Genomic DNA, 20,792 nt, shown 5'->3' with positions numbered 1-20,792 from the left:
CCCCTAAAGTGCCGCGGAACCGCAGGCGTGGGTGTGGGATGCGGTGACCGCATCCCACACCCACAGCCCGCCGGTTCCGTCGTGATTCATCTGAGCCTGGGTCAGCCGTGGAAGCGCCTGGCCTGGGCCAGGTCGTTCGCGCGGTAGCCCTCTGTGGCTTCCATGAGCTTCGTCGAGATGGTCAGCAAGGTCTCGTGCATGTGGTTCACCTTGATGTCCCAGGTGCTGTGACGGTCGTGGAACGCCTGCTGCGTCTCACCGTCCCACGTGGCAACAACGGCCTTGACCTTGGTGTTCAGCTCGTCGAGCTGGGTCTTGATGGTGTTGGCGGTGGTCTTGACCTGGTTCGAGGCTTCGACGACGCCGGAGTACGTAATCTCCATGGAACGGTCTCCTTGATGCGAGGCGGGACTGGGACGGGTTACTAAGAGACCTGGAACCGGTCCAGGACACCGTTGCTGCCCAGGTCTTCGCCGCCGACGCCCTTGAAGCTGTTGAGCCGCTCGATCTCCTCGGCGTCGAAGCCGTCACGGCTCGCCGTCACGGCTTCCTTGGTGAAGGCCAGAAGCTCCTTCAGGTTGCGCACATCGAGGTTGACCTGCGTCTGGAGGCCGTTGTACGCGTTGGCCGCGACGCCCTTCCAGTGGCCCTCGACGGCGTCGATGACCCCGTTGAGGTGGCTGATCCTGCTCTCGAGCGTGTCGTGCATATTGCCGAGCTCGCTGATGAGCTTGTCGATCTGATCAGCTGAAAGCTTGAGTTTGTCTCCCACAACGCACCTTCCCCCATGAATCGGATGTTGCGTACTACCCGACCGTCACCTGACTGTCAGATTCCGCACGTACATCAAACCAAAGTTGTCAATAATCACTTTAGCTGCGACCACCACGGAATCCAACAGAGGCCCCGGCTTGCACAGTTGTTGACTATTCACCCTGTTCGTCGGCGGCGACGATCCCGCAGCACGATCGCGGTTCCGGCGATCACTGCGAGGAGGAGGCCCGTGGCGGCCAGCACATAGACCGAGATCCGTTCGTACCGCTCCTGCCGGGTCTCACCCAGCTGAAGGGCGATCGGTTCCGGTCCGACGGGGCCGTCCGACACGGCCCGGTCCGGGGTGGGGGCGTTCACCGGGTGTGCGTCGTCGGTGAGGGCGCGCACCGGATCGACCACTCCCCAACCGATGAAGTCATCGCGCCCCTTGACCGCGCGCTCGGCGGTCTGCTCGATCTGGGCGACCACCTGCGACTGGGTCCACCGCGGGTGTTCGGCCCGTATGAGGGCGGCGACCCCGGCCACGTAGGGGGCCGAGAAGCTCGTGCCGTTGTCGACGCACTGGCCGCCCTTGGGAACGGTGGACACCATGTCGACGCCCGGCGCTGCGACCCCTACGAAGGCTCCGGTCTGCGAGAACGGCGCCCGCTCGTCGTTGCGGTCGGAGGCGGCGACCGCCAGGACACCCGGATAGGCCGCCGGGTACGTGGCCTTGACCTTGCCGGCGAGGCCGTCGTTCCCCGCGGACGCGACCACGACGATGTCGTGGTTCAGCGCCTCGCGCACGGCAAGCGCCAGGTCGGAGTCGGCTCGCAGCGGCTGGACGGTGTCCTGGGAGATGTTGATGACGCGGGCGCGCTTCGCAATGGCGTGACGGATGGCCGCGGCCATCGTCGCGGCAGTGCCGCTGCCCTTGTCGTCGTTCTGCCGGACGGGGATGATCGTCGCCTCCGGAGCGAGACCGACGAACCCCGTGCCCGGACGCGGGCGGGCCGCGATGATACCGGCGACCTTGGTGCCGTGGCCGATGAGATCGGTCGTGCCGTCGCCTCCTTTGCCCTTGCCCTTCGAGGCACCCGCGGCCGGGTCCTGGGCCCCGTCCTTCGGCGGCCCCAGCAGATCGGTCCCGGACGCCCGGTCGACGGCGGACTTCAGCTGCGGATTCGTGGCGTCGACACCGGTGTCGATCACCGCGACCCGGACCCCCTTGCCCTTGGTGTCCTGCCAGAGCTGGTCGAAGACCAGTCGCTGGAGCGCCCAGGGACGGCCCTTGATCTGCTTCTTCATGGGAAAGGTGCACTCACCGCTGGCCTCGGAGCCGGATTGCGGGTCGGTGTCCTGAGCTGCCGCCGGCGCCGGTGCGAGCCCCGGCAGGCCGACGCCCGTCGCGCACATCAGGAGCAGCACGACGGCCGAGGAACGGAATCCACTGCGAGTGGTCATCACGCGCTTCCTTCTCCCCGTCCTCAGGAGCTCTGCGGCTGTTTGGCACTGTTGGCGTCGAGCCGGGGCCCCTTGGGCAGGAGGGCGGACCAGTTGTCCGGCACCGGCAACGGCTTGACGTCCTTGTAACCGAGCCTGGTCTGGGCCTTGTTGACGTCGGCAGCCTGCTCCTCCGCCGTCGGCGGCTTCGCGTCGGCCCCGATCTTGGAGGGGTCCGCACTGCTGTCGTTGTTCGTCTGCACGGCGTAACGCAGCCCGGTGTCCGCCACGAGGAAGAGCGACCCGGTGCCGGGGGACGAACCGTTGAACTGCCGGTACAGCTCACCGCTGCCGGGCGTGACGTAAGCGCTGGTGGCCCCGTCCAGGAAGGCGACCGGATAGCGGGCTCCGGCCCAGGTGGTCAGCTTCGGCCTGCCCGCCGCGGTGACGCCGTGCAGCACGTTGCAGACGGTGCCGGTCCGGGCCGAAGTGTCGTTGGCCTGTGTCGGGACCTGTTCCGGCCAGCCGTACTTCGCGTAGAACTCGTCCGGCGAGGGAGTGAAGGACTGCGGTCCGACCTCGGTGGCCTGTGCCTTCTGGCCCAGCACGGCCGCCTCCGGACTCGTCAGGAGCAGCCGGGCGACGAGGTCGGACACCGGGGCGACCGACCCCGGCAGGACGACGTACTGCTGCATGCCGGTGCCTGCCACGGCTTTGAGAACGGTGCCCACCTTGTTCAGGGCGGGGTCCAGGCCAGTGACGCCGGCCGGGTCACCGGCCTTGCCGGGCAGCCGCGGGAAGTCGATCGGCGCGCCGGTGTGGAGGGTGCCCAGCCAGTCCTTGGTGACCTTCTGGGGCTTGGCCCCCTCGCTGAACAGCGAGCGGCGCAGCACCTCGTCCCGGGCGGAGAGCTTGTTGCCGCCGGCCCCGATGACGTGCTGTGTGCCGTCCGAGTCCACCAGGTACCGCGTGCCGTCCTCGCCGTCCGCCTCGACGTAGAGGGCCTGGCCCGCGTGGAGCTGCTGCTTGCCGCCCACCTTGTCCGCCTCCCGGTCGGCGAGCAGGAAGACCGCCTTCTGCACGGTGCCGCCGGCGCCGCCGCCGGGCTGCTCACAGACCGCCCAGAGCTTGTTCCGGCCCGCGTCGTCCCCGCTGGGCAGCCGGTCGGGTGCGTACGGTATGCCGAGCATGGGGCCGCGCTGGAGCTTTCCGTTGTCGAGCTCGGACTCGTCCACCTGGATCACCGAGGAACTTTCCGGGTCCAGGAGCAGTTTCGCGGAGGAGAAGTTCAGTACGGGGTGGAGGCGCTTGACTCCGTCGGTCTCCAGGACGACGTAACGGGTCGTCGATTCGCTGCCGACGATGACGTGGGCGCCGGGGTCGTCCCAGCCGTCCGGAACCTTGGGCTTGAAGATGCCCCAGGCCCCGAAGCCCGCCACCAGCAGGGCACCCACCACCACGCCCGGCAGCACGGCCCGCAGCGGGCGCGGCGCCCCCTCGTCCGTACCGACGGCGGACGGTTGCAGAAAGGCGGCGGTCAGCCGCTTCTTCGCAAAGGTGTAGGCATTGAGTTCGTCCCGCCGTGATGCCATCTGCCCTTTTTCTCCCCGTGGTTATAGCTGCCTCGCGAGCGGCACCCACTATGCCCGCCGACGCTCGTTCACCGCCGTGCGGGTCCGTACTTGGGGGAGCCGGCCAACGCGCCTGCCCGGCAGGGCGCACCGCGAACCCCCGTTCGACTCCGTCAGCACCGGGCGTGGGACAGTTGGCGGTCGCGGGCCGGTGTGCCGATGGCGGCCGGCCGACTCGCAGACGCCGTAGTGCCGTGACACGGAGGACATACCGGGGGATGAGCAGCGCGACGACTGCAGTGATGAGTGTGCACCCGAGGCCGGGACGCATAGGCGGGGTGCGGTTGCACCAGGTGGTGTTGATGGAAGTCGCCGCCGCGCTGATGCTGATCGCGTGGGTGACGAACAGGATCCTGCTGGTCCCGATGGGCGTGGTTGCGGCAGGGCTGGTGGTACTGGCACTTCTGCGGCGGCGTGGGCGGCCGGTGATGGAGTGGCTCCACGCGGTCATGGCGCTGCGCGGACGGCTGACGGCCGCGCGACGACCGTGGTCCGCCGAAGGCGTGGATCCCGCGCTGGCACCGGTCGTCGAGTGCGAGGCGGCGTTGCGGACGTACACCTACACCGACCGGCAGAGCGAGCGCGCCATAGGGATGGTGGGTGACGGGACGTTCCTGACGGCCCTGCTGCTCGTGCAGCCGCGGAACGAACCGCTGCGGACGGCCCGTGACGCCCGGCCGCTGGAACTCGGGTTGCTGCACGAAGCCCTCGAGGTGGACGACATCCGGCTGGAGTCGGTACAGGTCGTGCAGCACACGCAGCCCGCGCCCGGCCCCCACGTGCCCGAACAGGCCGCGGCGGCAAGGTCGTACGCACCGCTCCAGGCCCTGGCCGGCACCCCGGCGACCCGGCTGACATGGATCGCGCTGAAACTCGACCCGGAGCTGTGCCCGGAGGCGGTGAGCGCACGCGGCGGCGGGGTCGGCGGAGCGCAGCGCGCGCTCCTGCGGGCCACGGATCAGCTGGCGAGCCGGCTGGCCGGGGCGGGCTTCGACGCCTCGGTACTGACCGAGGCGCAGGTGACGTCCGCACTCGCGACATCGGCCGGGGTGAATCCCCAGGCCAGCACGCAGGCGATGCGGGCAGACGTGGCGTCGCGGCGCACGGCGGAGTCCCCCCGCGCCTGGCGCTGCGACGACCGCTGGCACACGACCTACTGGGTCGGCCGCTGGCCCCACCTGGGCGCGGACGCGGTGCCCTCGGCACAGCTGGTGGCGCTCCTGACGTCGATGCCCGCGTCGGCCAGCACCTTCAGCCTGGCGGTGTCCCGCGGCACCGGCGGCACACCGGCCGTCAGCGGCTACGTGCGGCTCACCGCGCGCGGCAGCGACGAACTCGTCTCGGTGCGACGGCAGTTGGAGCGCGCCGCACGCGGTGTGAAAGTCAACCTCGTACGGCTCGACCGCGAACAGGTCCCCGGCGTGCTGGCCACCTTGCCCCTCGGAGGTACCCGTTGAACACCCATCGGATGACGCCCTCCGCCCCCGCCGGCCCGAATGCTTCCGCACCACCGGCGACCCGGCGGGCAGGGCCGGGTTCGGACTGATCGGCCCGCGCCGCGACCGGCACGTGCTGCCCGTGGAACAGCTCGCCGCGCTGTCACTGCCGCTCGGCGACGACGGGGTCGTGGTGGGCGTCGACGCGAAGAGGCAGCCCGCAGTGCTCGGCCTCTTCCGTCCCGCTCAACTCGATGTCGTGGTCATCGGCAGTCTGTGGTCGGCGCAGGTGGTGGCGCTGCGCACGGCCGGCACCGGCGCGCGCGTCGCCGTCGAGACGGCCAGGCCGCAGGCGTGGACCGGGCTCGCGCAGGCTGCCGGCGGCGGCCAGCAGTGCATGACGGTGCACGACGTCAAACAGGTCGGTCCGCAGGGCGCGTCCGTCACCAGTCCCGTCCTGATCGTGCGGGACTGCGGCATGCGCCCGCCGCGCAGCCGGCTGGCGCCCGGACCGTGGCAGTCCGTGCTGACGCTGCTGCCGTTCCTGGGCCCGACGTCACCGAGGCTGGTCCAGAACGCGGGACTCGTCGGGATCCAGCGGGTCTCCCCCGAGGAGGCGGCGATCCTCGGGCGCCTCCTGGGGCTGCCCCCGGTGCAGGCGGAAGCGCTGCCCTCACTCGGTGACGACATGATGCTGTGGTGCACGACCCAGCACCGGAAGCTGGTCAAAATGGTCCCGACCGACGTCGAGACCGGACTTCTCGGGAGCCCGCGCCGCCTCGACTGACATGCTCCCTGCCCCTGCTGCCGTTCCGTCGGCCCCACTGGCCGGGCGGTACGACAGCGGCGGGGACGTCGCTCACCCATGACGGCAAGGAGGAAGGGGGCGGCCCGGCTCTGTCGCGAACGGGCCGCCCCCCTTCCTTCCCCAGGGCCCCTAAGGCAGCACCGGCAGCAGCTCGGGCAGGTGCCCGTCCGACGCGGCGGCGGCCGAGACCCGCTCCTGCGGCACCTCCCCGTACAGCGTCGTACGCGGCTTCGCCGGCCGGCCCGCGAGCTCCGCGATGGCGACCAGGTCCTGGATGGACCGGTACGAGCCGTAACTGGACCCCGCCATACGGGAGATGGTCTCCTCCATCAGCGTGCCGCCCAGGTCGTTCGCGCCCGAGCGGAGCATTTCGGCCGCGCCCTCCGTACCCAGTTTCACCCAGCTGGTCTGGATGTTGGTGACGTGCGGGTGCAGGAGGAGGCGGGCCATCGCGGTGACGGCCCGGTTGTCGCGGTCGGTCGGGCCGGGGCGGGCGATACCGGCCAGGTAGACGGGCGCGTTGGTGTGGATGAAGGGCAGGGTCACGAACTCGGTGAGGCCGCCCGTCTCCTGCTGGAGGCCGGCCAGCGTCCGCAGGTGGCCCAGCCAGTGGCGGGGCTGGTCGACATGGCCGTACATCATCGTGGACGAGGAGCGCAGGCCCACCTCATGGGCGGTCCTGATGACCTCCAGCCAGGTCGCCGTGGGCAGCTTGCCCTTGGTGAGGACCCAGCGGACCTCGTCGTCCAGGATCTCGGCCGCGGTACCGGGGATCGAGTCGAGCCCGGCCTCCTTTGCGGCGACCAGCCAGTCCCGGATGGACATCCCCGTACGGGTCGCCCCGTTGACGACCTCCATCGGCGAGAACGCGTGCACGTGCATGCCCGGCACGCGTTCCTTCACGGCGCGTGCGATGTCGAAGTACGCGGTGCCGGGCAGGTCCGGGTGGATGCCGCCCTGCATGCAGACCTCGACGGCGCCGACGTCCCAGGCCTGCGCGGCGCGGTCGGCGACCTGGTCCAGGGAGAGGGTGTACGCGTCGGCGTCGGTGCGTCGCTGGGCGAAGGCGCAGAACCGGCAGCCGGTGTAGCAGACGTTGGTGAAGTTGATGTTCCTGGTGACGATGTAGGTGACGTCGTCGCCCACCACGTCACGGCGCAGCGTGTCGGCGATCCGGCACAGCTCGTCCAGTGCCGGACCGTCCGCGTGCAGCAGGGCGAGGGCCTGGTCGTCGGTGAGCTTGGTGGGGTCGTCCGCGGCCTGGCTCAGGGCGGCCTTCACGTCACCGTCGATGCGGGACGGCACCATGCCGGGCGCCGCGGCCTCGCGTAGCGCCTCCCAGTCACCGTACACGTCGTCGAAGTCGTCGCGGCGGTCGGCCGTGCGGCCCTCGGTGTCGATGGTGCGGTGCAGGTCGGTGCGTCCGGAGGCGTTGAACCCCTCGTCGGGCTCCTGCCACGGCAGGCCGACGGGGATCGCCCCCTCCTTCGCGAGCCCGGTCTCCGGGTCGGCGAGGGCGCGGACGTGTGGGAGGAGACGCGGGTCGAGCCAGGGCTCGCCGCGCTGGATGAACTCCGGGTAGATGGTGAGCCGTTCACGCAGCGCGAAGCCGCTCTCGGCCGTCCTCGCCGCCAGTTCGTCGATGTGCGGCCAGGGGCGCTCGGGGTTCACGTGGTCGGGCGTGAGTGGCGAGACCCCGCCCCAGTCGTCGATCCCGGCCCCGACGATCAGCGCGTACTCGGCGTCGACGAGGTTCGGCGGGGCCTGGATACGGGCGGACGGGCCGAGGATGTGACGGGCGACGGCGATGGCGGCGGCCAGTTCCTCCAGCTCCGCGTCCGGCATGGCGCGCATCGCCGTGTCGGGCTTGGCGCGGAAGTTCTGGACGATGACTTCCTGGATGCCGTGGTAGGCGCGGGCGGTCTTGCGCAGCTCGAAGAGGGAGTCGGCGCGCTCCTCGTACGACTCGCCGATCCCGATGAGGATGCCGGTGGTGAACGGCACGTTGGACCGGCCCGCGTCCTCCAGGACGCGCAGCCGCACGGCGGGCTCCTTGTCCGGGGAACCGTGGTGCGGGCCGCCCGGCTCGGACCACAGGCGGGTCGCGGTCGTCTCCAGCATCATGCCCATGGACGGGGCGACGGGCTTGAGCCGCTGGAGGTCGGTCCAGGTCAGCACGCCGGGGTTGAGGTGCGGCAGCAGGCCGGTCTCCTCCAGGACGCGGATCGCCATGGCGCGTACGTAGGCGAGGGTGTCGTCGTACCCCTCGGCCTCCAGCCACTCCCGCGCCTCGGGCCAACGGTCCTCGGGCCGGTCGCCGAGCGTGAACAGCGCCTCCTTGCAGCCCGTCTCCGCGCCCTTGCGGGCGATGTCGAGGACCTCGTCCGGTGACAGGAACATGCCGTGGCCCTCGCGCCGGAGCTTGCCGGGCACGGTGACGAAGGTGCAGTAGTGGCACTTGTCCCGGCAGAGCCGGGTCAGCGGAATGAAGACCTTCCGGGAGTACGTGATGACACCGGGCCGGCCCGCCGCCTCCAGGCCCGCGTCCCGCACCCGGGCGGCGGAGGCGGCGAGATCCGTCAGATCGTCGCCGCGCGCCTGGAGCAGGACGGCGGCCTCGGCCACATCGAGGGCGACACCGTCGCGGGCGCGCTTGAGGGCACGCCGCATGGAGTTGGTGGTGGGGCGTCCGCGCTGAGGATCGGTCATGAACCGAGCATACGAGCGAGCAGTGGGCCGGTGACCGGCCGGATCTCCCGCGCCGCGCTCGGGTCCCTACGGCGGACCGGGCGCGGTCCCGGCCATGATCGCCGCCGGACAGGCTCTCGCGGCCCCGGCGACCGGGCCGCGAGATCCCCGCCGGACAGGGCTCTCGTGCCCCCTGGCGCCTGGGCCGCGCAGCGGTCCTCGACCCGTAGGCTCGGCCCGGTGATGGAAACGATCGTCTTCGACATCGGCGAGACACTCATCCGCGACGACCGCTACTGGGCTTCCTGGGCCAACTGGCTCGGCGTCCCGACGCACACACTGAGTGCGCTGGTCGGGGCCGCGGTCGTCCAGGGCCGGGACAGCGCCGACGCGCTGTCCATCCTGCGCCCCGACATAGACGTCACCGAGGCCTCACTGGCACGCGCCGCGGCGGGGCGTGGCGAGCACCTCGACGAGTCGGACCTCTACCCGGACGTACGGCCCGCACTGGCCGAACTGCGCGCGCTGGGCGTACGGGTGCTGGTCGCCGGCAACGGGACGGTGCGGGCGGGCGAGCTGCTGCGGGCGCTGGACCTGCCGGCGGACCTGGTCGTCACCTCGGACGAGTGGGGCGTGGCCAAGCCGGACCCGGAGTTCTTCGCCCGCGTACTGGAGGTGTCCGGGGCGGACCCCGGGTCGACGCTGTACGTGGGCGACCACCCGGCGAACGACCTGTTCCCGGCCAAGTCGTCGGGGCTGCTGGCGGCGCACATCCGGCGGGGGCCGTGCGGGCACTGGTGGGCGGACCACCCGGATGTGACCGACACCGCGGACTTCCGCATCAACGCCCTGACGGACCTCCCGCCGCTCCTGAACAAGACCCCGCCCTCGCCCCGCCCGAGGGCGCTACGAGCCGTGTAGCCGGCCACGCCCGCAGCCGCCCGCCGCCTGAGAGCGGGCCTTTGCCGCGGTGGCCGGCGCCGGTCGCATGCCCGGTCACCGACGCACCGGTTCCGTCCTCAACCGCCGGACGGGCTCGAAGCGGCGCTCACCGCCCGAGCGTCGCTCCGGGCCGCTGTGGTACCCGGAACACGGTTCGGATGGTGGGCGGGGGGAACCGATGCCGGCTCTTCGACGTCGACTCGGCACAGGATCACCGGCGTGACGCCTACGAGGGGACACACATGAGCTGGAGTGGACGGTCTGCGTGCGGACTGCTGGCGGTGGCGGTCGTGTTGGTATCGGCTGCCGCGTGCACGGCCGACAGCAGTGGCGGGGGCGGCGGGTCGGCCTCCTGCGCCTATCGGGTCACCTACCGGGACCGCACGTATCAGGATGTGGCGAACGTGGACTTCACCGTCGGCGGGAAGCTCGGCCCCGCCACCCAGCCCCCGTGCGACGACACCGGCTCCCAGGGCGGGGACGAGGAGGCTGCGACGACGGAGACCGCCTACGAGGTGGACGGGCTCTCCCCCGCGGTGGCCATCGCCGTCGGGGACACACCCGAGGAAGCCCGGATTCTCGTCGCCTACTCGGGCGGTGAACTTCCGCCCGAGGTAGCAGAGTTGATTGACAAGTGATGGTCCGGAGCGCGGGGGACCGACCGTACGCCGGATCATGACCGGCGGCACGGCTCCGATGCCCCGCGCACCGGTCCCGCCCCAGGGCCGTCAGCCCTCATGACCGCCGTCGGCGAGGAGCTTGTCGATGCGGGCGCGGTGCGCCGCCTCCCACTCGTCGAGGGTCTCAGCCGTCTCCTTCGCCATCTTCGCCCGGGCGTCGAGCAGCACCTGCGCGCTCCGGGCGCCCGGGGTGACGACGATGCCCTCCTCGTCGGCGACCACGATGTCCCCGGCCCGCACGGTCACCCCGCCGCACCGCACGGGTTCGTTGAGCGGGGTCACGGCCTTCTTGGTGCCCGGGAAGGGGATGACGCCCCGGGCGAAGACGGGAAAGCCCAGCTCGCGCACCTCGGCGAGGTCCCTGATCACCCCGTCCAGCACGAACGCCGCGATCCCCCGGCGCTGCGCGACGGCGCACACGTTCCCGCCGGCCAACGCGTAGTCCACGTCGCCCGCCTCGACGACGACGACCGATCCGGGCTCGGCCCGGTGGATGGCCGCGTGCAGCATGAGGTTGTCGCCCGGAGGACACCGCACGGTGAACGCCGGCCCGGCGACCCGCTGCTTCGACGGCCACAGCGGGCGGATGCCGATGTCCATGACCTGCCCGCGCCCCAGCAGGTCGGCGAGCGTGGTCGGCGAGATGTCCCTGAAGCCGCTGACGTCGTACATGCGCATCCTCCACCTGGGCCCGCCGCCGCAAACCGGGAGGCGCGCATCGAGGTCCAACGACCCACTGACTTCTCAGTCGAACGTACAGAACTGTCAGAAAGTGTACGGTTTGCTGCATGAGTGATACCTGGCCGATCACCGAGGCCCGCGCCCGCTTCGGCTCCCTCGTCCGCAGGGCCGCGAACGCGCGGGAACGGATCACGATCACCGACCACGGCCAGCCCGCGGCCATACTGATCAACCCGCAGGAGCTCGCCGAGCTGGAGGACGCGCTGGCTCTCGCCCGGTACCAGGCGCGGCAGGCCTCCGGCTCCGTCGACACGGTTCCGCACGACCAGGTACGTGCCCGGCTCGGCCTGGAGCAGAGTTGACGCACCTGATCACCTGGGACGAGCACGCCATCGACCAGGCGGCCCGGTTCCTCAGGGACGACCCCGACGGCCTGCGCCTCCTGATGGACGCCGTCGACCTGCTCGCCGTGAACCCGCCCCCCGAGGGCGCGACACCCTACGGCTCCCCCGCACTGCGCCGCGTCCACGCCGGCCGCTACCGGGTGCTGTACGAGATCAAGGACGCCCAGGTCGACATCGTCGTGATCCACGTGGGGCGCGTCGGCTGACCACCTGCGCCGCGCCCCGGCCCTCAGCAACTGACGCCCACCGGACGGCTGACCGCCTCCGGAGTCCCGGGGCGACCCGCCCCGCAGCACCGCCTCCGGAGTCCGCGGGCCGAGCCGCCCAGCGCTCAGCCGCCCACGGCACCGAGGCGTCACACACCCCCCGGATCCTGGTAGACCCCCTCCAGCGCCGCGTACGCCCCGCCCCGCGCCGCCGCCGTGAAGCCCAGCGTGGAGAGGCGGACCTCGCAGCCGCCGGCGTCGGGGGCGATGACGCGCTCGTGGACGACCTCGCGGACGCGGTCCAGCATGACGTCCCCGATGTGGGTGAAGTAGCCGCCGAGTACCACCACCCGGGGGTTGAGCACGTCGGCGAGCAGGGCGACGCCAAGGCCCAGGTCGTCGGCCACCTGGGCCATCGCCCGGCCGGTGCGTTCGTCGCCGGAACGGGCCCGTCGCCCCAACTCGGCCAGCCGCTCGGGCAGTTCGATGGCCGTGTCGTGCAGCGGGTCGTCGGCGTCGGCGGCCAGCCGGAGGATCGCGTCCAGGCCGACCATCGTCTCCCAGCAGCCGCGCCGGCCGCACACACAGGGACGGCGGCCCGGGTCGAGCGGCATGTGGCCGGCCTCGCCGGCGAACCCGGTGGCGCCGCGCAGCAGCCTGCCGTCGCTGATGATGCCGGCGCCGATGCCGCGCTCCCCGGTGAGGCACACCATGTCGTACAGGCCGTCGCCCTGGACGAGGGCGTATTCGGCGAGGGCGGCGAGCTTGGCGTCGTTGTCCACGGCGAGCGGCGGCAGTTCGCTGCCGAGCCGGGCGGCCAGCTCGTCCGCGACCGGGACGCCACGCCAGCCGATCGTCGGGGCGTACCGGGCGGTGCCGCTCGCGCGGTCCACCACGCCCGGGACGGCGAGGGTGAGACCGGCCGGGCGGACTCCCTGCCGGTCCAGCTCAGCCAGGCAGGCACGGACCAGCTGCGCGGCGCTGTCCAGAACCGTGCCGGGGTCCGAGTCGGCGACGGAAAGGCCGAGCCGGTGTTCGTGCAGCGTCTCACCGTCCAGCGCGAGGGCGAGCAGCTGGACGTAGCCGCTGCTGATCTCCATGCCGATTCCGCACAGGCCGCTCCCGTCGAGATGGATCAGCGTGCCGGGCCGGCCCACCGCACCTTCCCGCCGGGTGGGCCCCTCGCGCACCAGACCGAGCGCGACGAGCTCCGCGACCAGGGTGGTGACGGTCGGCTTGGGCAGGCCCGTGCCGGTGGCGAGCTGGGCGCGTGAGTGCGGGCCCGCGTCCCGCAACAGCCGTAGCACCGCACCGAGGTTGGCGCGGCGGCCGGCCCCCCGGTCCTGGGGCGCGGCCTGCCCGGCGGGCACGGCGTGCGGCGGGGGCGCCGTGAGGTGGGACACGGGTTTCCTCCAGCTCACGGGTCTCCTCCAGATCCGGTCGGGCGGGTGGGCCCTCATGATGACAAGTCGCCCCGCCCCGTGGCCCCGCCGGGGCGATCCCGGTCGGATGTCTTGACAGCCCCTTATTAGTTCGGATTCTATTCAAACTAATCCACACGCCGCTGTAAACACTCGTTCTCCACCCACCGACCGCCGTCGGACCGGCCGCGCGACAGCGTGCCCGGCCCCCACTCCGTGCACCCGCGCCGCGGACCGCGCCGTAGCCAAGAACGCGCGGCTCCGCTTGCCCCTCCCCCGACCCGCCGCAGCGCGCTCGCGTGCCGGCCGGGCCGGGACGTCCGTCCCCCGCGGGCCGCCCTCCGGCGGCGGCCCGGGATCGAGAGGAGTACCAGTGTCAGCCCGTCCCAGAACGAAGATCGCCGGCGCGCTCGCCGCCTCGGCCGTCGTGCTGCTCGGAGCGTGGGGCGCCGCCCCCGCGTCGGCCCAGGACCCCACGTTCACCGTCTCGATCGGCGCCAAGGGGGCGTGGAACAACCCGGACGACACCCCGGCGTCCCCGTACATCGACAAGGACGGCACCTTCTACTACCAGTCGGCGCACGCGCTCTACAGCAAGGAGGACGAGCGGAACTGGTCGTTCTACTCGGGCAAGGACTTCGACTCCGCCACCCGGTCCCCGATCAGCGACGCCGTCGATCCTGCCAACTCCAAGGACCGTAACGACGACACCAGTTGGCGGTGCGACAACAGCCCCACCGGCCGGGAGGCCACCAAGGCGGGGGCGGACTCGCGCTACTCCCAGGCGAACTACTGCGACCTGCTCGGCGTCTGGGTGGACCCGGACACCGGCGACTGGTACGGCCTGGTGCACAACGAGTTCACTCCTGACCCCTTCGGTGACGGGCTGCACTACGACGCGATCGACTACGCCGTCTCCAAGGACCAGGGCCGCACCTGGGACATCAAGGACCACGTGCTGACCTCGCCGTACAGCACGAAGCGCGGCGACAACGCGGCGTTCCCGCACGAGACGTACGACTACGGCAATGGCGACCCGCGGCTGTTCGTGGACGCCGCGTCAGGCTACTTCTACGTGTACTACAACTCCCGCGCCATCCCGAAGGGCGGCGTCTCCGGAGGCTGGACCGACGGCACCCGTGCGCACGTCGCCCGCGCACCGATGTCCGGCAAGATGGCGCCCAGGTCCTGGAAGAAGTGGTACGACGGCGCGTGGTCGCAGCCGGGCCGCGGCGGCCTGGAGAGCAACATGGAGCCGGTCGACGCGAAGCACACCACCGGGTACACACCCGTCGCCCACGACTACGACCCGAAGAACCCCGGCAACGTCCAGGAGCAGCAGGCGGCCGGCACCCTGCCCGCCAAGTCCGACCTGCTCACCATGAACATCGCCTACGACGCCCACCTGGGCCTCTACATAGGCGAGCCGGAGACCGTCAACCAGGACGGCTCCGAGCAGCAGCGGTTCTACGTCACCGACAACCTCGCCACCCAGAAGTGGCGGCTGATCGGCGATTCCGGCGACTACCGCAGCGGCTCCTGGTACCGCTGGTTCCTCGACCCGGTGAGCCGCACCACCAACAACGTGGTGGGCAGGACGTTCCGCTCCTACTGCTCGTTCTCGTGCTCGGACAACGCCGACGGCGAGTACTACGACACCACCGTCGACACCGGCACTCCGGCCGCCCCCGTCAAGGCGGGCCGCGCGTACTCCATCGCCGCGGGCAACGGCCGCGTCCTCACCCAGGTCTCCGGTGGCTCCGCGGTCACCTCCCGGGCCTCGGGCAGCGCCCTCGGCCGCTGGAAGTTCGGCCCCAACGGTGACGGGTCCTACCGGATCTCCAACACCGCCACCGCACAGCTGCTCGGCGTCGACTCCGGCTCGAAGGCGGGCCGCGCCTGGGCTGCCAGGCCGACCGCCACCGATGCCCCGGCGGGCGGGCCGACAGCTGGACAGCAGTGGTTCGTCATCCCGAACACCACCACGGGCGGCACGCCCACCGGCACCTTCCGCCTGGTCAACCGCTACAGCGGGCTCGTGATCGGACTGTCCTCGGCCGACGGCCGGCTCGCCGAGACCACACCGGTTCGCGCCTGGTCGGACAGGACGGGCAACGAGGTGGGCGGCGCCCGCACCGCCGCCGAGCAGACCCTCACGCTCACCCCGGCGAGCGCGGTCCACCAGCCCGGCCACCCGGGTCACTCCGGTCACTCCGGTCAGCCGGCCTCGGCAGGCCACGGTTCCGTCCCGCCGCTGCACCTGACCGCACGCGAAGAGGACTGACCCGGCCCGCTCACCTAAGTGCGCTCGGGAGCACCCGCCTGACCCGCATCCGCGCCAAGCCGGTGCGGGTCAGGCGCGCTCCAGCGCCCGGTTCCTTGCTCACGCGCCTCCACCCCTCGCACCCCTTCCCCCTCGCCTCCATCCCCTCCCCGCCCAGAAGAAGGCCTCGCATGCCCGCCCGGTACCACCTCAGATTCCAGGTCCAGCCCGATTCCGCCGCTCGGCAGGCTGAGGAACTAGCCGCGTTCTGCCGGGATTCGGAGGTCGCGGAGGTGGTTCTGCTGCTCGCCGCCGAGGAGTTCCACGGGGGCCACCCGACACCGGCCGAGGAGGACCGGCTGTACGAGACGACGGCCGCCGCGGCCGCAGTACTGCGCGAGGCCGGGGTCGAGGTCAGCCTCAATCCGTGGGTGACCACCGGGCACGCCGACCGGGGCCGTCGCGGCCGGCACGGCTTCGCCCCGATGGTCGGGGCGGACGGGACGGCCGCGGCAGGGCAGGCCTCGTTCGCCTGCCCACGCTGGCGGTCCTGGCTCACCGCGCACTACGCCCGGTTCGCCGGGCTCGGCTTCCGCGTGTTGTGGCTGGAGGACGACTTCCGGTTCCACAACCACGCGCCCCTGGAGTGGGGTGGCGGCTTCGAGCCGCTCATGCTGGCCCGGTTCGCCGAACTCGCCGGCAGGCCGGTCGAGCGTACGGAACTGGTGGCCACCGTCACCGCCCCCGGCGAACCGCACCCGTGGCGCGCCCTGCTCCAACAGACCTGGAACGAAGCCCAGCTGGAGGTCGCGACCGAGGTGGCCGAAGCGGTCGGGAAGCACTCCGGCGGCCGGTCCAGGCTCGGCCTCATGAGCTCGCTGCCCTCGGTGCACGCCGTGGAAGGACGCGACTGGCCGGCCCTGTTCGACGCCCTCAGCATCGACGGCCAGGTCGTCCAGCGTCCGCACTTCGCCCCCTACAGTGACGCGCCGGGGCGGACGCTGAGCGGTTCGGTGTGGCTGCTGGAGAGCCAGCGCGTGCTGCGGCCCGCCGGGGTCCGGGCCGAGCCGGAGATCGAGAACTGGCCGCACACCGCCTGGTCCAAATCCGACACCCAGACCTGGTCCGAGCTGGTCACCGCCCAACTCAGCGGCGCAGACGCGCTCTTCCTCAACCTGCACCCGTCGCAGTCCGGTCACGCCCGCCGCTACCCCCGCATCGCGAGTCTGCTGCGGCGCTCCAGGCCCGCCCTCGACCACGTGGCCGACCTCCACCACGACGAGCTCGGCACCCTGGGGTAGGCGTCCCGGTCCCGCCGAACGCCCCCGGGCACGTGCGCACCCGGCGCTCCGGCCACCTCGCGGACCTGGCCGTCGACCCCGGGCCCACGGCCGACTTCCTCCTGCGCCACGGCGTCCCCGTGACCGCCGCCGCGGCCCCCGTCCAGGCCCTGTTCGGGGAGGCGGCCGACGCCTTCGACGACGCCACGCTGCACCACATGCTCTCCGGCGGCCTGCTCCTCGACGGGGTGGCCGCCGACCTCCTCACGCGGCGCGGCTTCGGACAGTTCCTGCCCGCCACCGTGACCGAACTGGTGGACCGCGAGGCGGCGTCCGAGCCCGGCCCGTACTCGCTGGAGCGCGTACTCACCCCGCCGCCCTCGGTGGTCGACACCGACGGCGTCGACCTCTTCCTGAGCGTGAACCTGCAACCCGCCCTCGCCCGGCTGCGCCCGGCCGAGGGAGCCGAGGTATGGAGCGAGGTGCTCACACCGGACCTGCGGCCCTGGGGCGCCGGGCGGTGCGTGGGGACAACGCGCTCGGCGGCCGGGTCGCGGTGCTCGCCGCGACCGCGCCGCACCTGCTGCCGTACAACGACGACGGTCAGGCGCTGCTGCACGCCCTGGTCCGGCGCCTGGAGGGCGACACCCCGACGCTGCCACTGGTCAGCGGCGGCCCGTACCTGATCCCCCGGCTCGCGCGCACCAAGCACGCCCGACGCCTGTCCATCGCCAACGGCAGCGCCGACCCCGCCCGCCCGCGCATCAGCCTCCCGGACACCACCGGCCCGGCCGACGCCACCCTGCTCGCCCCCTCACCACCCCCGCACCGGCAACCCTGGACACGGCCGCCCCCGAGGACGGTCACGGTCCGGCCACCCGCACCCTGACCCTCACCCAGGACCTGCCGCACCGGGGATGGCTGCTCGTCGAGGGGGTCTGAGGGCTGGGCAGGGCCGACTCCGGGGGGACTTCGGCCCGATCCGGCCTCTCAGGTGGCCGGGTTCAGCGGCAGAGCCTCATGATCGTGTCGTCGAAGTCGGGGAACTCCCGTGCGCCCTGCTCCATCACCGCGGTTGCGGACTCGCGGTGCCCCGGGGCGAACTCCTCCGCGACGGCGGCCAGGTCGCGATTGGCCTGAGGGGCCCACCCGGGCTCGGGCCCGTCCGAGGTGGCCGCTTCCAACGGGCCGAATCCATCGGCCAGCAGCCACAGGAAGGCGCCCAGGCTGCGGGCGACGACACCGGTCTCCCCTTCCGAGCCCAGAAAGACAACGGGCTGCTCGACCAGCGGGCGGCCCTGCCGGACCAGCCAGAAGGCTGCGGATCCGCCGGTGCCGTCCATGCCGAACATGCGGAAGTCGTCGCCGCTGAGATCGCTGTTGCCGGTCCAGGACCGGAGCCAGTGGGTTGTCTCATCGGCAGACAGGAACGAGTCGAAGGGCTCGAAGTCGACACCGTCCTCGCCGTTCCATGCGCCCCGAATCACCATGGCGGCGGCAAGTGCTGCAGGAAACTGAAGGTCTTCGCTCGGCGTCACACCAACAGATTAGGGTCACGCCGAGCGGGCTCAGAGGCGCACGGCAACGATCTCTTCCGCGGGGGTCGCTCATCACGTACGCACGCCGGGGCTGATCCGCGCCGGTGCCACCGGATCGCGGGAATCCGGGACCCGGTGCACCTCCGACCGCGACCCGGTCGACCGCGACCCGGTGACCCGCGACATAAAAGGCTTTAAAGCACTTGGAGAAAGAACTTTTCACCAACCCGACCCACCCTGGCGGCCCGTCACCCGCACGGGTGAGATTCGCCAACTGGGCTGGATTTGGACCGGGTTGCCTGGCATATGCTCGCCGCACCAAACTTCAGACATGTGACGGCCCCCGCCGGGACGGCAATCCCGAGCGAGGGCCTGACCAACGAGGAAGAAAGACCCTTCCCGATGGATGCCCAGAAGATTATCGCGCCCCCTCATGCCCCGTCATCGGGCGTGGTGCATGTCAACATCCGCCACACCAGCGGCTTCACCGTGGTGGGCAACCACCTCAGCCAGCACCCCAAGCTCTCCCTTGCTGCCAGGGGCCTCGCCGTGCACATCCAGTCGCTGCCGTCCGGCGCCAGGATCGGCATCAAGACCCTCGTCGAGCGACTGCCCGACAGCGAACACCGCATCGCCTCCGCCCTTCGCGAGCTGGAGCAGTTCGGCTACCTGAAGCGGACTCGGGAGCGCGGCGCTGACGGTCGCGTGCACACCCGCACGGTGTCCTACAACCACCCGGACGCGGCCGCCATGGGCAGGCAACAGCCCAGGCACCAGGCCCGCCACCCAGCCCCGGCACCGGTTCCCGCGCCCGCGCCCACTCCGGCTCCCGTAAGGCCTGCGCTCCCGGCAACGGAAGCGGCTTGGGAGGCGCCCCCGGCCCCGACTCCGGCAGCGGCTCCGGCTCCCGCACCCGCACCCGCACCCGCACCGGAGCCCACATCACCGCCGCCCCCGGCCGAGGTCATCCCGCCCCGCCTCGTACCCGTGCCCACGGCTCAGAAGCCGCCGCCACCGCCCCTCCCGCAGCCCCTCCACCACAGGCCCCGGATGCTGCACGCCGCTGCGGCACTCCTCATCGGCCTCCAGCGCCAGGACTCCCAACTGATCCTCACCGAGGCCGATATCGACTTCCTGGCGCCCGGCGTCGTCGCCTGGTTCGAGCGCGACGTCTCCCCGGCCGCCGTCCGCCATGCCCTCACGGCGGACCTCCCCCGGCCCCTGAGGTTCCCGGCGAAACTGCTGAGGCACCGGCTCACCGTGCTGCTCCCGTCCGGGCGCTCCCTGTCGGGCGCCTATCCCGCGGTTCCGCTCCAGAACTGCGACGAGTGCGACCGGGCCTTCAGAGCCCCGGCCCCCGGCTGCTGCGACGAATGCACCGCCGCCCAACAGGACGAGCGCAGGTCGGCCTGAGGAGCGGGCTGATCCGTGGCCGTACAAATGCCGGTGCGCCCCGGGACCGTGGCCGTCAGACTCACCGCATGACTGAGCAGATCACCCGCATCAATCCCGCCCCTCTGCACGAGACGCCTGGCTATCACCACATCACCGTCGTCGAGGCCGGCCGAACGGCGTACCTCGCAGGGCAGTGTCCGCTCGACGGCACCGGCACACTCGTCGGCCCCGGCGACCTTGAGCTGCAGACCGACCAGGTCGTGGCCAACGCGATGACCGCACTGGCTGCGGTGGGCGCCGAGCCGCAGCACGTCGTGCGTTCGGTCATCTACGTACGCAGCGACGACAGGGCCGCCCTCGGAGCCGCCTGGCAGCGGCTCAACGCCTCCGCACTCGGACCGGCGTTCACCACCGCCAGCACCTTGCTGGGCGTCTCCCAGCTCGGCTTCACGGGACAACTCATCGAGGTCGACCTCACGGCGGCACTGCCCGACTGAGAGGGCCGGGGGCTCCCGTCACGGTGAAGACGGTCCCGGGACCAACTCCGACCTCCGCTGCGGCACACACGCGCCTACGCGACCTGGCCGGGCTTGGCGGCAGCCGCCAGCGCGGCACGTTCGATCCTCGCGTGCCGGGCCTCCTCCAGGGCGGCGTCGCGCCCCGGGTCCGCGTATTCGGCCGCTGTCCCCGTCGAGCCGTCGAGCTGTTCGCGCAGGATGTCGGCGTGTCCGGCATGCCTGCTGGTCTCGGTGAGCACATGGACCAGGATGTTGAACAGCTTCACTTCGGGGCGGGGCCACCAGGGGACGTTGCCGGGGGAGTCGATGGCGAGGGCGGTGATCGTCGTGTCCGAATGCTCCGCCGCGCGGCGGTAGCGGTCGATGATCTCCTGGCGCGTCTCATGTTCCGTCGCCCACAGATCGGTGCCGGGCTCCCCCGCGTCGTCCCATCGGGCAGGGCTTCCGGGAACGGCCGGCCGAAGACCTCGCCGAAGTACCTGGACTCCCAGACCGACAGGTGCTTGACGAGGCCGAGAAGGTTGGTCCCCGTCGAGGTCAGCGGGCGTCGGACGTCGTACTCGCCGAGCCCGTCGAGCTTCCAGAGCATCGCCTCGCGCATCACTCGCAGATCGCTGTGCAGGTACTCTTTCGCGAATTCATCGATCATACGAGCCGACGATGCCACGACCGGCGCCGGACCGGCTCCCCTCCCTGCTCCACCAG

At 71.6% G+C, this 20,792-nt stretch carries 19 protein-coding genes and 1 pseudogene; 11 read left to right on the top strand and 9 right to left on the bottom strand.

Annotated elements, in window-relative coordinates:
- Positions 1-101: 101 nt before the first annotated feature.
- The 4 genes from LNW71_RS18390 to eccB all read right to left on the bottom strand — a co-directional run bounded on the left by LNW71_RS18390 (position 102) and on the right by eccB (position 3,788).
- Positions 102-383, bottom strand: coding sequence for a WXG100 family type VII secretion target (locus tag LNW71_RS18390; protein ID WP_250969229.1), 282 nt, complete (start codon positions 381-383; stop codon positions 102-104).
- 41 nt (positions 384-424) lie between these two features.
- A complete protein-coding gene (locus LNW71_RS18385; RefSeq protein WP_250969228.1) occupies positions 425-772 on the bottom strand; it encodes a WXG100 family type VII secretion target in 348 nt (115 codons plus the stop codon).
- 158 nt (positions 773-930) lie between these two features.
- Complete coding sequence (gene mycP / locus LNW71_RS18380; protein WP_250972056.1) at positions 931-2,061, bottom strand: type VII secretion-associated serine protease mycosin; 1,131 nt, start codon at positions 2,059-2,061, stop codon at positions 931-933.
- Positions 2,062-2,240: 179 nt separating this feature from the next.
- Positions 2,241-3,788: a type VII secretion protein EccB gene (eccB, locus tag LNW71_RS18375; RefSeq protein ID WP_250969227.1), complete on the bottom strand. Its 1,548-nt coding sequence runs from the start codon at positions 3,786-3,788 to the stop codon at positions 2,241-2,243.
- Positions 3,789-4,105: 317 nt separating this feature from the next.
- On the opposite strand from eccB, the gene eccE reads away from it, so the two are divergent.
- Positions 4,106-5,284, top strand: a complete 1,179-nt coding sequence (gene eccE, locus LNW71_RS18370; RefSeq protein WP_374119528.1) for a type VII secretion protein EccE — start codon at positions 4,106-4,108, stop codon at positions 5,282-5,284.
- Positions 5,285-5,369: 85 nt separating this feature from the next.
- Positions 5,370-6,050 (top strand): hypothetical protein, encoded by a 681-nt coding sequence (locus LNW71_RS18365; protein ID WP_250972055.1) that lies wholly within the window; start codon positions 5,370-5,372, stop codon positions 6,048-6,050.
- 150 nt (positions 6,051-6,200) lie between these two features.
- Here LNW71_RS18365 and LNW71_RS18360 read toward each other — a convergent pair whose 3' ends face one another.
- Positions 6,201-8,780 carry a bifunctional FO biosynthesis protein CofGH gene (locus LNW71_RS18360; protein ID WP_250969225.1) on the bottom strand — a complete coding sequence of 860 codons (2,580 nt, stop codon included), beginning with the start codon at positions 8,778-8,780 and terminating at the stop codon, positions 6,201-6,203.
- Between the two features lie 222 nt (positions 8,781-9,002).
- On the opposite strand from LNW71_RS18360, the gene LNW71_RS18355 reads away from it, so the two are divergent.
- Both LNW71_RS18355 and LNW71_RS18350 read left to right on the top strand, forming a co-directional pair.
- Positions 9,003-9,680, top strand: coding sequence for an HAD family hydrolase (locus LNW71_RS18355; RefSeq protein ID WP_250972054.1), 678 nt, complete (start codon positions 9,003-9,005; stop codon positions 9,678-9,680).
- Positions 9,681-9,991: 311 nt separating this feature from the next.
- Positions 9,992-10,339 carry a DUF6281 family protein gene (locus LNW71_RS18350; protein WP_250969224.1) on the top strand — a complete coding sequence of 116 codons (348 nt, stop codon included), beginning with the start codon at positions 9,992-9,994 and terminating at the stop codon, positions 10,337-10,339.
- 90 nt (positions 10,340-10,429) lie between these two features.
- Here the strand turns inward: LNW71_RS18350 and LNW71_RS18345 are convergent, their stop codons facing one another.
- A complete protein-coding gene (locus LNW71_RS18345; protein WP_250969223.1) occupies positions 10,430-11,053 on the bottom strand; it encodes an RraA family protein in 624 nt (207 codons plus the stop codon).
- Between the two features lie 116 nt (positions 11,054-11,169).
- On the opposite strand from LNW71_RS18345, the gene LNW71_RS18340 reads away from it, so the two are divergent.
- Both LNW71_RS18340 and LNW71_RS18335 read left to right on the top strand, forming a co-directional pair.
- Positions 11,170-11,424, top strand: coding sequence for a type II toxin-antitoxin system Phd/YefM family antitoxin (locus tag LNW71_RS18340; RefSeq protein ID WP_250969222.1), 255 nt, complete (start codon positions 11,170-11,172; stop codon positions 11,422-11,424).
- A complete protein-coding gene (locus LNW71_RS18335; RefSeq protein ID WP_250969221.1) occupies positions 11,421-11,672 on the top strand; it encodes a type II toxin-antitoxin system RelE/ParE family toxin in 252 nt (83 codons plus the stop codon). Before LNW71_RS18340 ends, LNW71_RS18335 begins: the two co-directional genes overlap by 4 nt.
- Before the next feature lie 149 nt (positions 11,673-11,821).
- Here the strand turns inward: LNW71_RS18335 and LNW71_RS18330 are convergent, their stop codons facing one another.
- Positions 11,822-13,075 carry an ROK family transcriptional regulator gene (locus LNW71_RS18330; RefSeq protein ID WP_250969220.1) on the bottom strand — a complete coding sequence of 418 codons (1,254 nt, stop codon included), beginning with the start codon at positions 13,073-13,075 and terminating at the stop codon, positions 11,822-11,824.
- A 391-nt stretch (positions 13,076-13,466) separates the two neighbouring features.
- Here LNW71_RS18330 and LNW71_RS18325 point away from each other — a divergent pair, with 391 nt between their 5' ends.
- The 3 genes from LNW71_RS18325 (at position 13,467) to LNW71_RS18315 (ending at position 17,322) form a co-directional block, all read left to right on the top strand.
- Entirely contained in the window at positions 13,467-15,377 is a 1,911-nt protein-coding gene (locus tag LNW71_RS18325) for an RICIN domain-containing protein (RefSeq protein WP_250969219.1), read from the top strand.
- Between the two features lie 170 nt (positions 15,378-15,547).
- Complete coding sequence (locus LNW71_RS18320; protein WP_250969218.1) at positions 15,548-16,657, top strand: hypothetical protein; 1,110 nt, start codon at positions 15,548-15,550, stop codon at positions 16,655-16,657.
- 32 nt (positions 16,658-16,689) lie between these two features.
- Positions 16,690-17,322, top strand: coding sequence for a hypothetical protein (locus LNW71_RS18315; protein WP_250969217.1), 633 nt, complete (start codon positions 16,690-16,692; stop codon positions 17,320-17,322).
- Between the two features lie 318 nt (positions 17,323-17,640).
- Here LNW71_RS18315 and LNW71_RS18310 read toward each other — a convergent pair whose 3' ends face one another.
- Positions 17,641-18,174: an SMI1/KNR4 family protein gene (locus tag LNW71_RS18310; protein ID WP_250969216.1), complete on the bottom strand. Its 534-nt coding sequence runs from the start codon at positions 18,172-18,174 to the stop codon at positions 17,641-17,643.
- Between the two features lie 450 nt (positions 18,175-18,624).
- Here LNW71_RS18310 and LNW71_RS18305 point away from each other — a divergent pair, with 450 nt between their 5' ends.
- On the top strand, positions 18,625-19,587 hold the full coding sequence (locus tag LNW71_RS18305) for a hypothetical protein (protein ID WP_308294502.1): 963 nt from the start codon (positions 18,625-18,627) through the stop codon (positions 19,585-19,587).
- Between the two features lie 68 nt (positions 19,588-19,655).
- Positions 19,656-20,066 carry a RidA family protein gene (locus tag LNW71_RS18300; protein ID WP_250969214.1) on the top strand — a complete coding sequence of 137 codons (411 nt, stop codon included), beginning with the start codon at positions 19,656-19,658 and terminating at the stop codon, positions 20,064-20,066.
- A 74-nt stretch (positions 20,067-20,140) separates the two neighbouring features.
- On the opposite strand, the pseudogene LNW71_RS18295 reads toward LNW71_RS18300, so the two are convergent.
- Positions 20,141-20,736, bottom strand: a pseudogene (locus LNW71_RS18295) (DinB family protein).
- Positions 20,737-20,792: the final 56 nt, after the last annotated feature.

The sequence above is a fragment of the Streptomyces sp. RKAG290 genome (assembly GCF_023701695.1).
GTDB lineage: Bacteria > Actinomycetota > Actinomycetes > Streptomycetales > Streptomycetaceae > Streptomyces.
This window is presented reverse-complemented; position numbering and strand designations above follow the sequence as displayed.

What these genes read in the sequence shown, in the direction of transcription:
- LNW71_RS18390 (WP_250969229.1), bottom strand. Translation starts at nt 383, where the DNA reads ATGGAGATTACGTACTCCGGCGTCGTCGAAGCCTCGAACCAGGTCAAG.
- mycP (WP_250972056.1), bottom strand. Translation starts at nt 2,061, where the DNA reads ATGAAGAAGCAGATCAAGGGCCGTCCCTGGGCGCTCCAGCGACTGGTC.
- eccB (WP_250969227.1), bottom strand. Translation starts at nt 3,788, where the DNA reads ATGGCATCACGGCGGGACGAACTCAATGCCTACACCTTTGCGAAGAAG.
- LNW71_RS18360 (WP_250969225.1), bottom strand. Translation starts at nt 8,780, where the DNA reads ATGACCGATCCTCAGCGCGGACGCCCCACCACCAACTCCATGCGGCGT.
- LNW71_RS18355 (WP_250972054.1), top strand. Translation starts at nt 9,003, where the DNA reads ATGGAAACGATCGTCTTCGACATCGGCGAGACACTCATCCGCGACGAC.
- LNW71_RS18345 (WP_250969223.1), bottom strand. Translation starts at nt 11,053, where the DNA reads ATGTACGACGTCAGCGGCTTCAGGGACATCTCGCCGACCACGCTCGCC.
- LNW71_RS18340 (WP_250969222.1), top strand. Translation starts at nt 11,170, where the DNA reads ATGAGTGATACCTGGCCGATCACCGAGGCCCGCGCCCGCTTCGGCTCC.
- LNW71_RS18320 (WP_250969218.1), top strand. Translation starts at nt 15,548, where the DNA reads ATGCCCGCCCGGTACCACCTCAGATTCCAGGTCCAGCCCGATTCCGCC.
- LNW71_RS18300 (WP_250969214.1), top strand. Translation starts at nt 19,656, where the DNA reads ATGACTGAGCAGATCACCCGCATCAATCCCGCCCCTCTGCACGAGACG.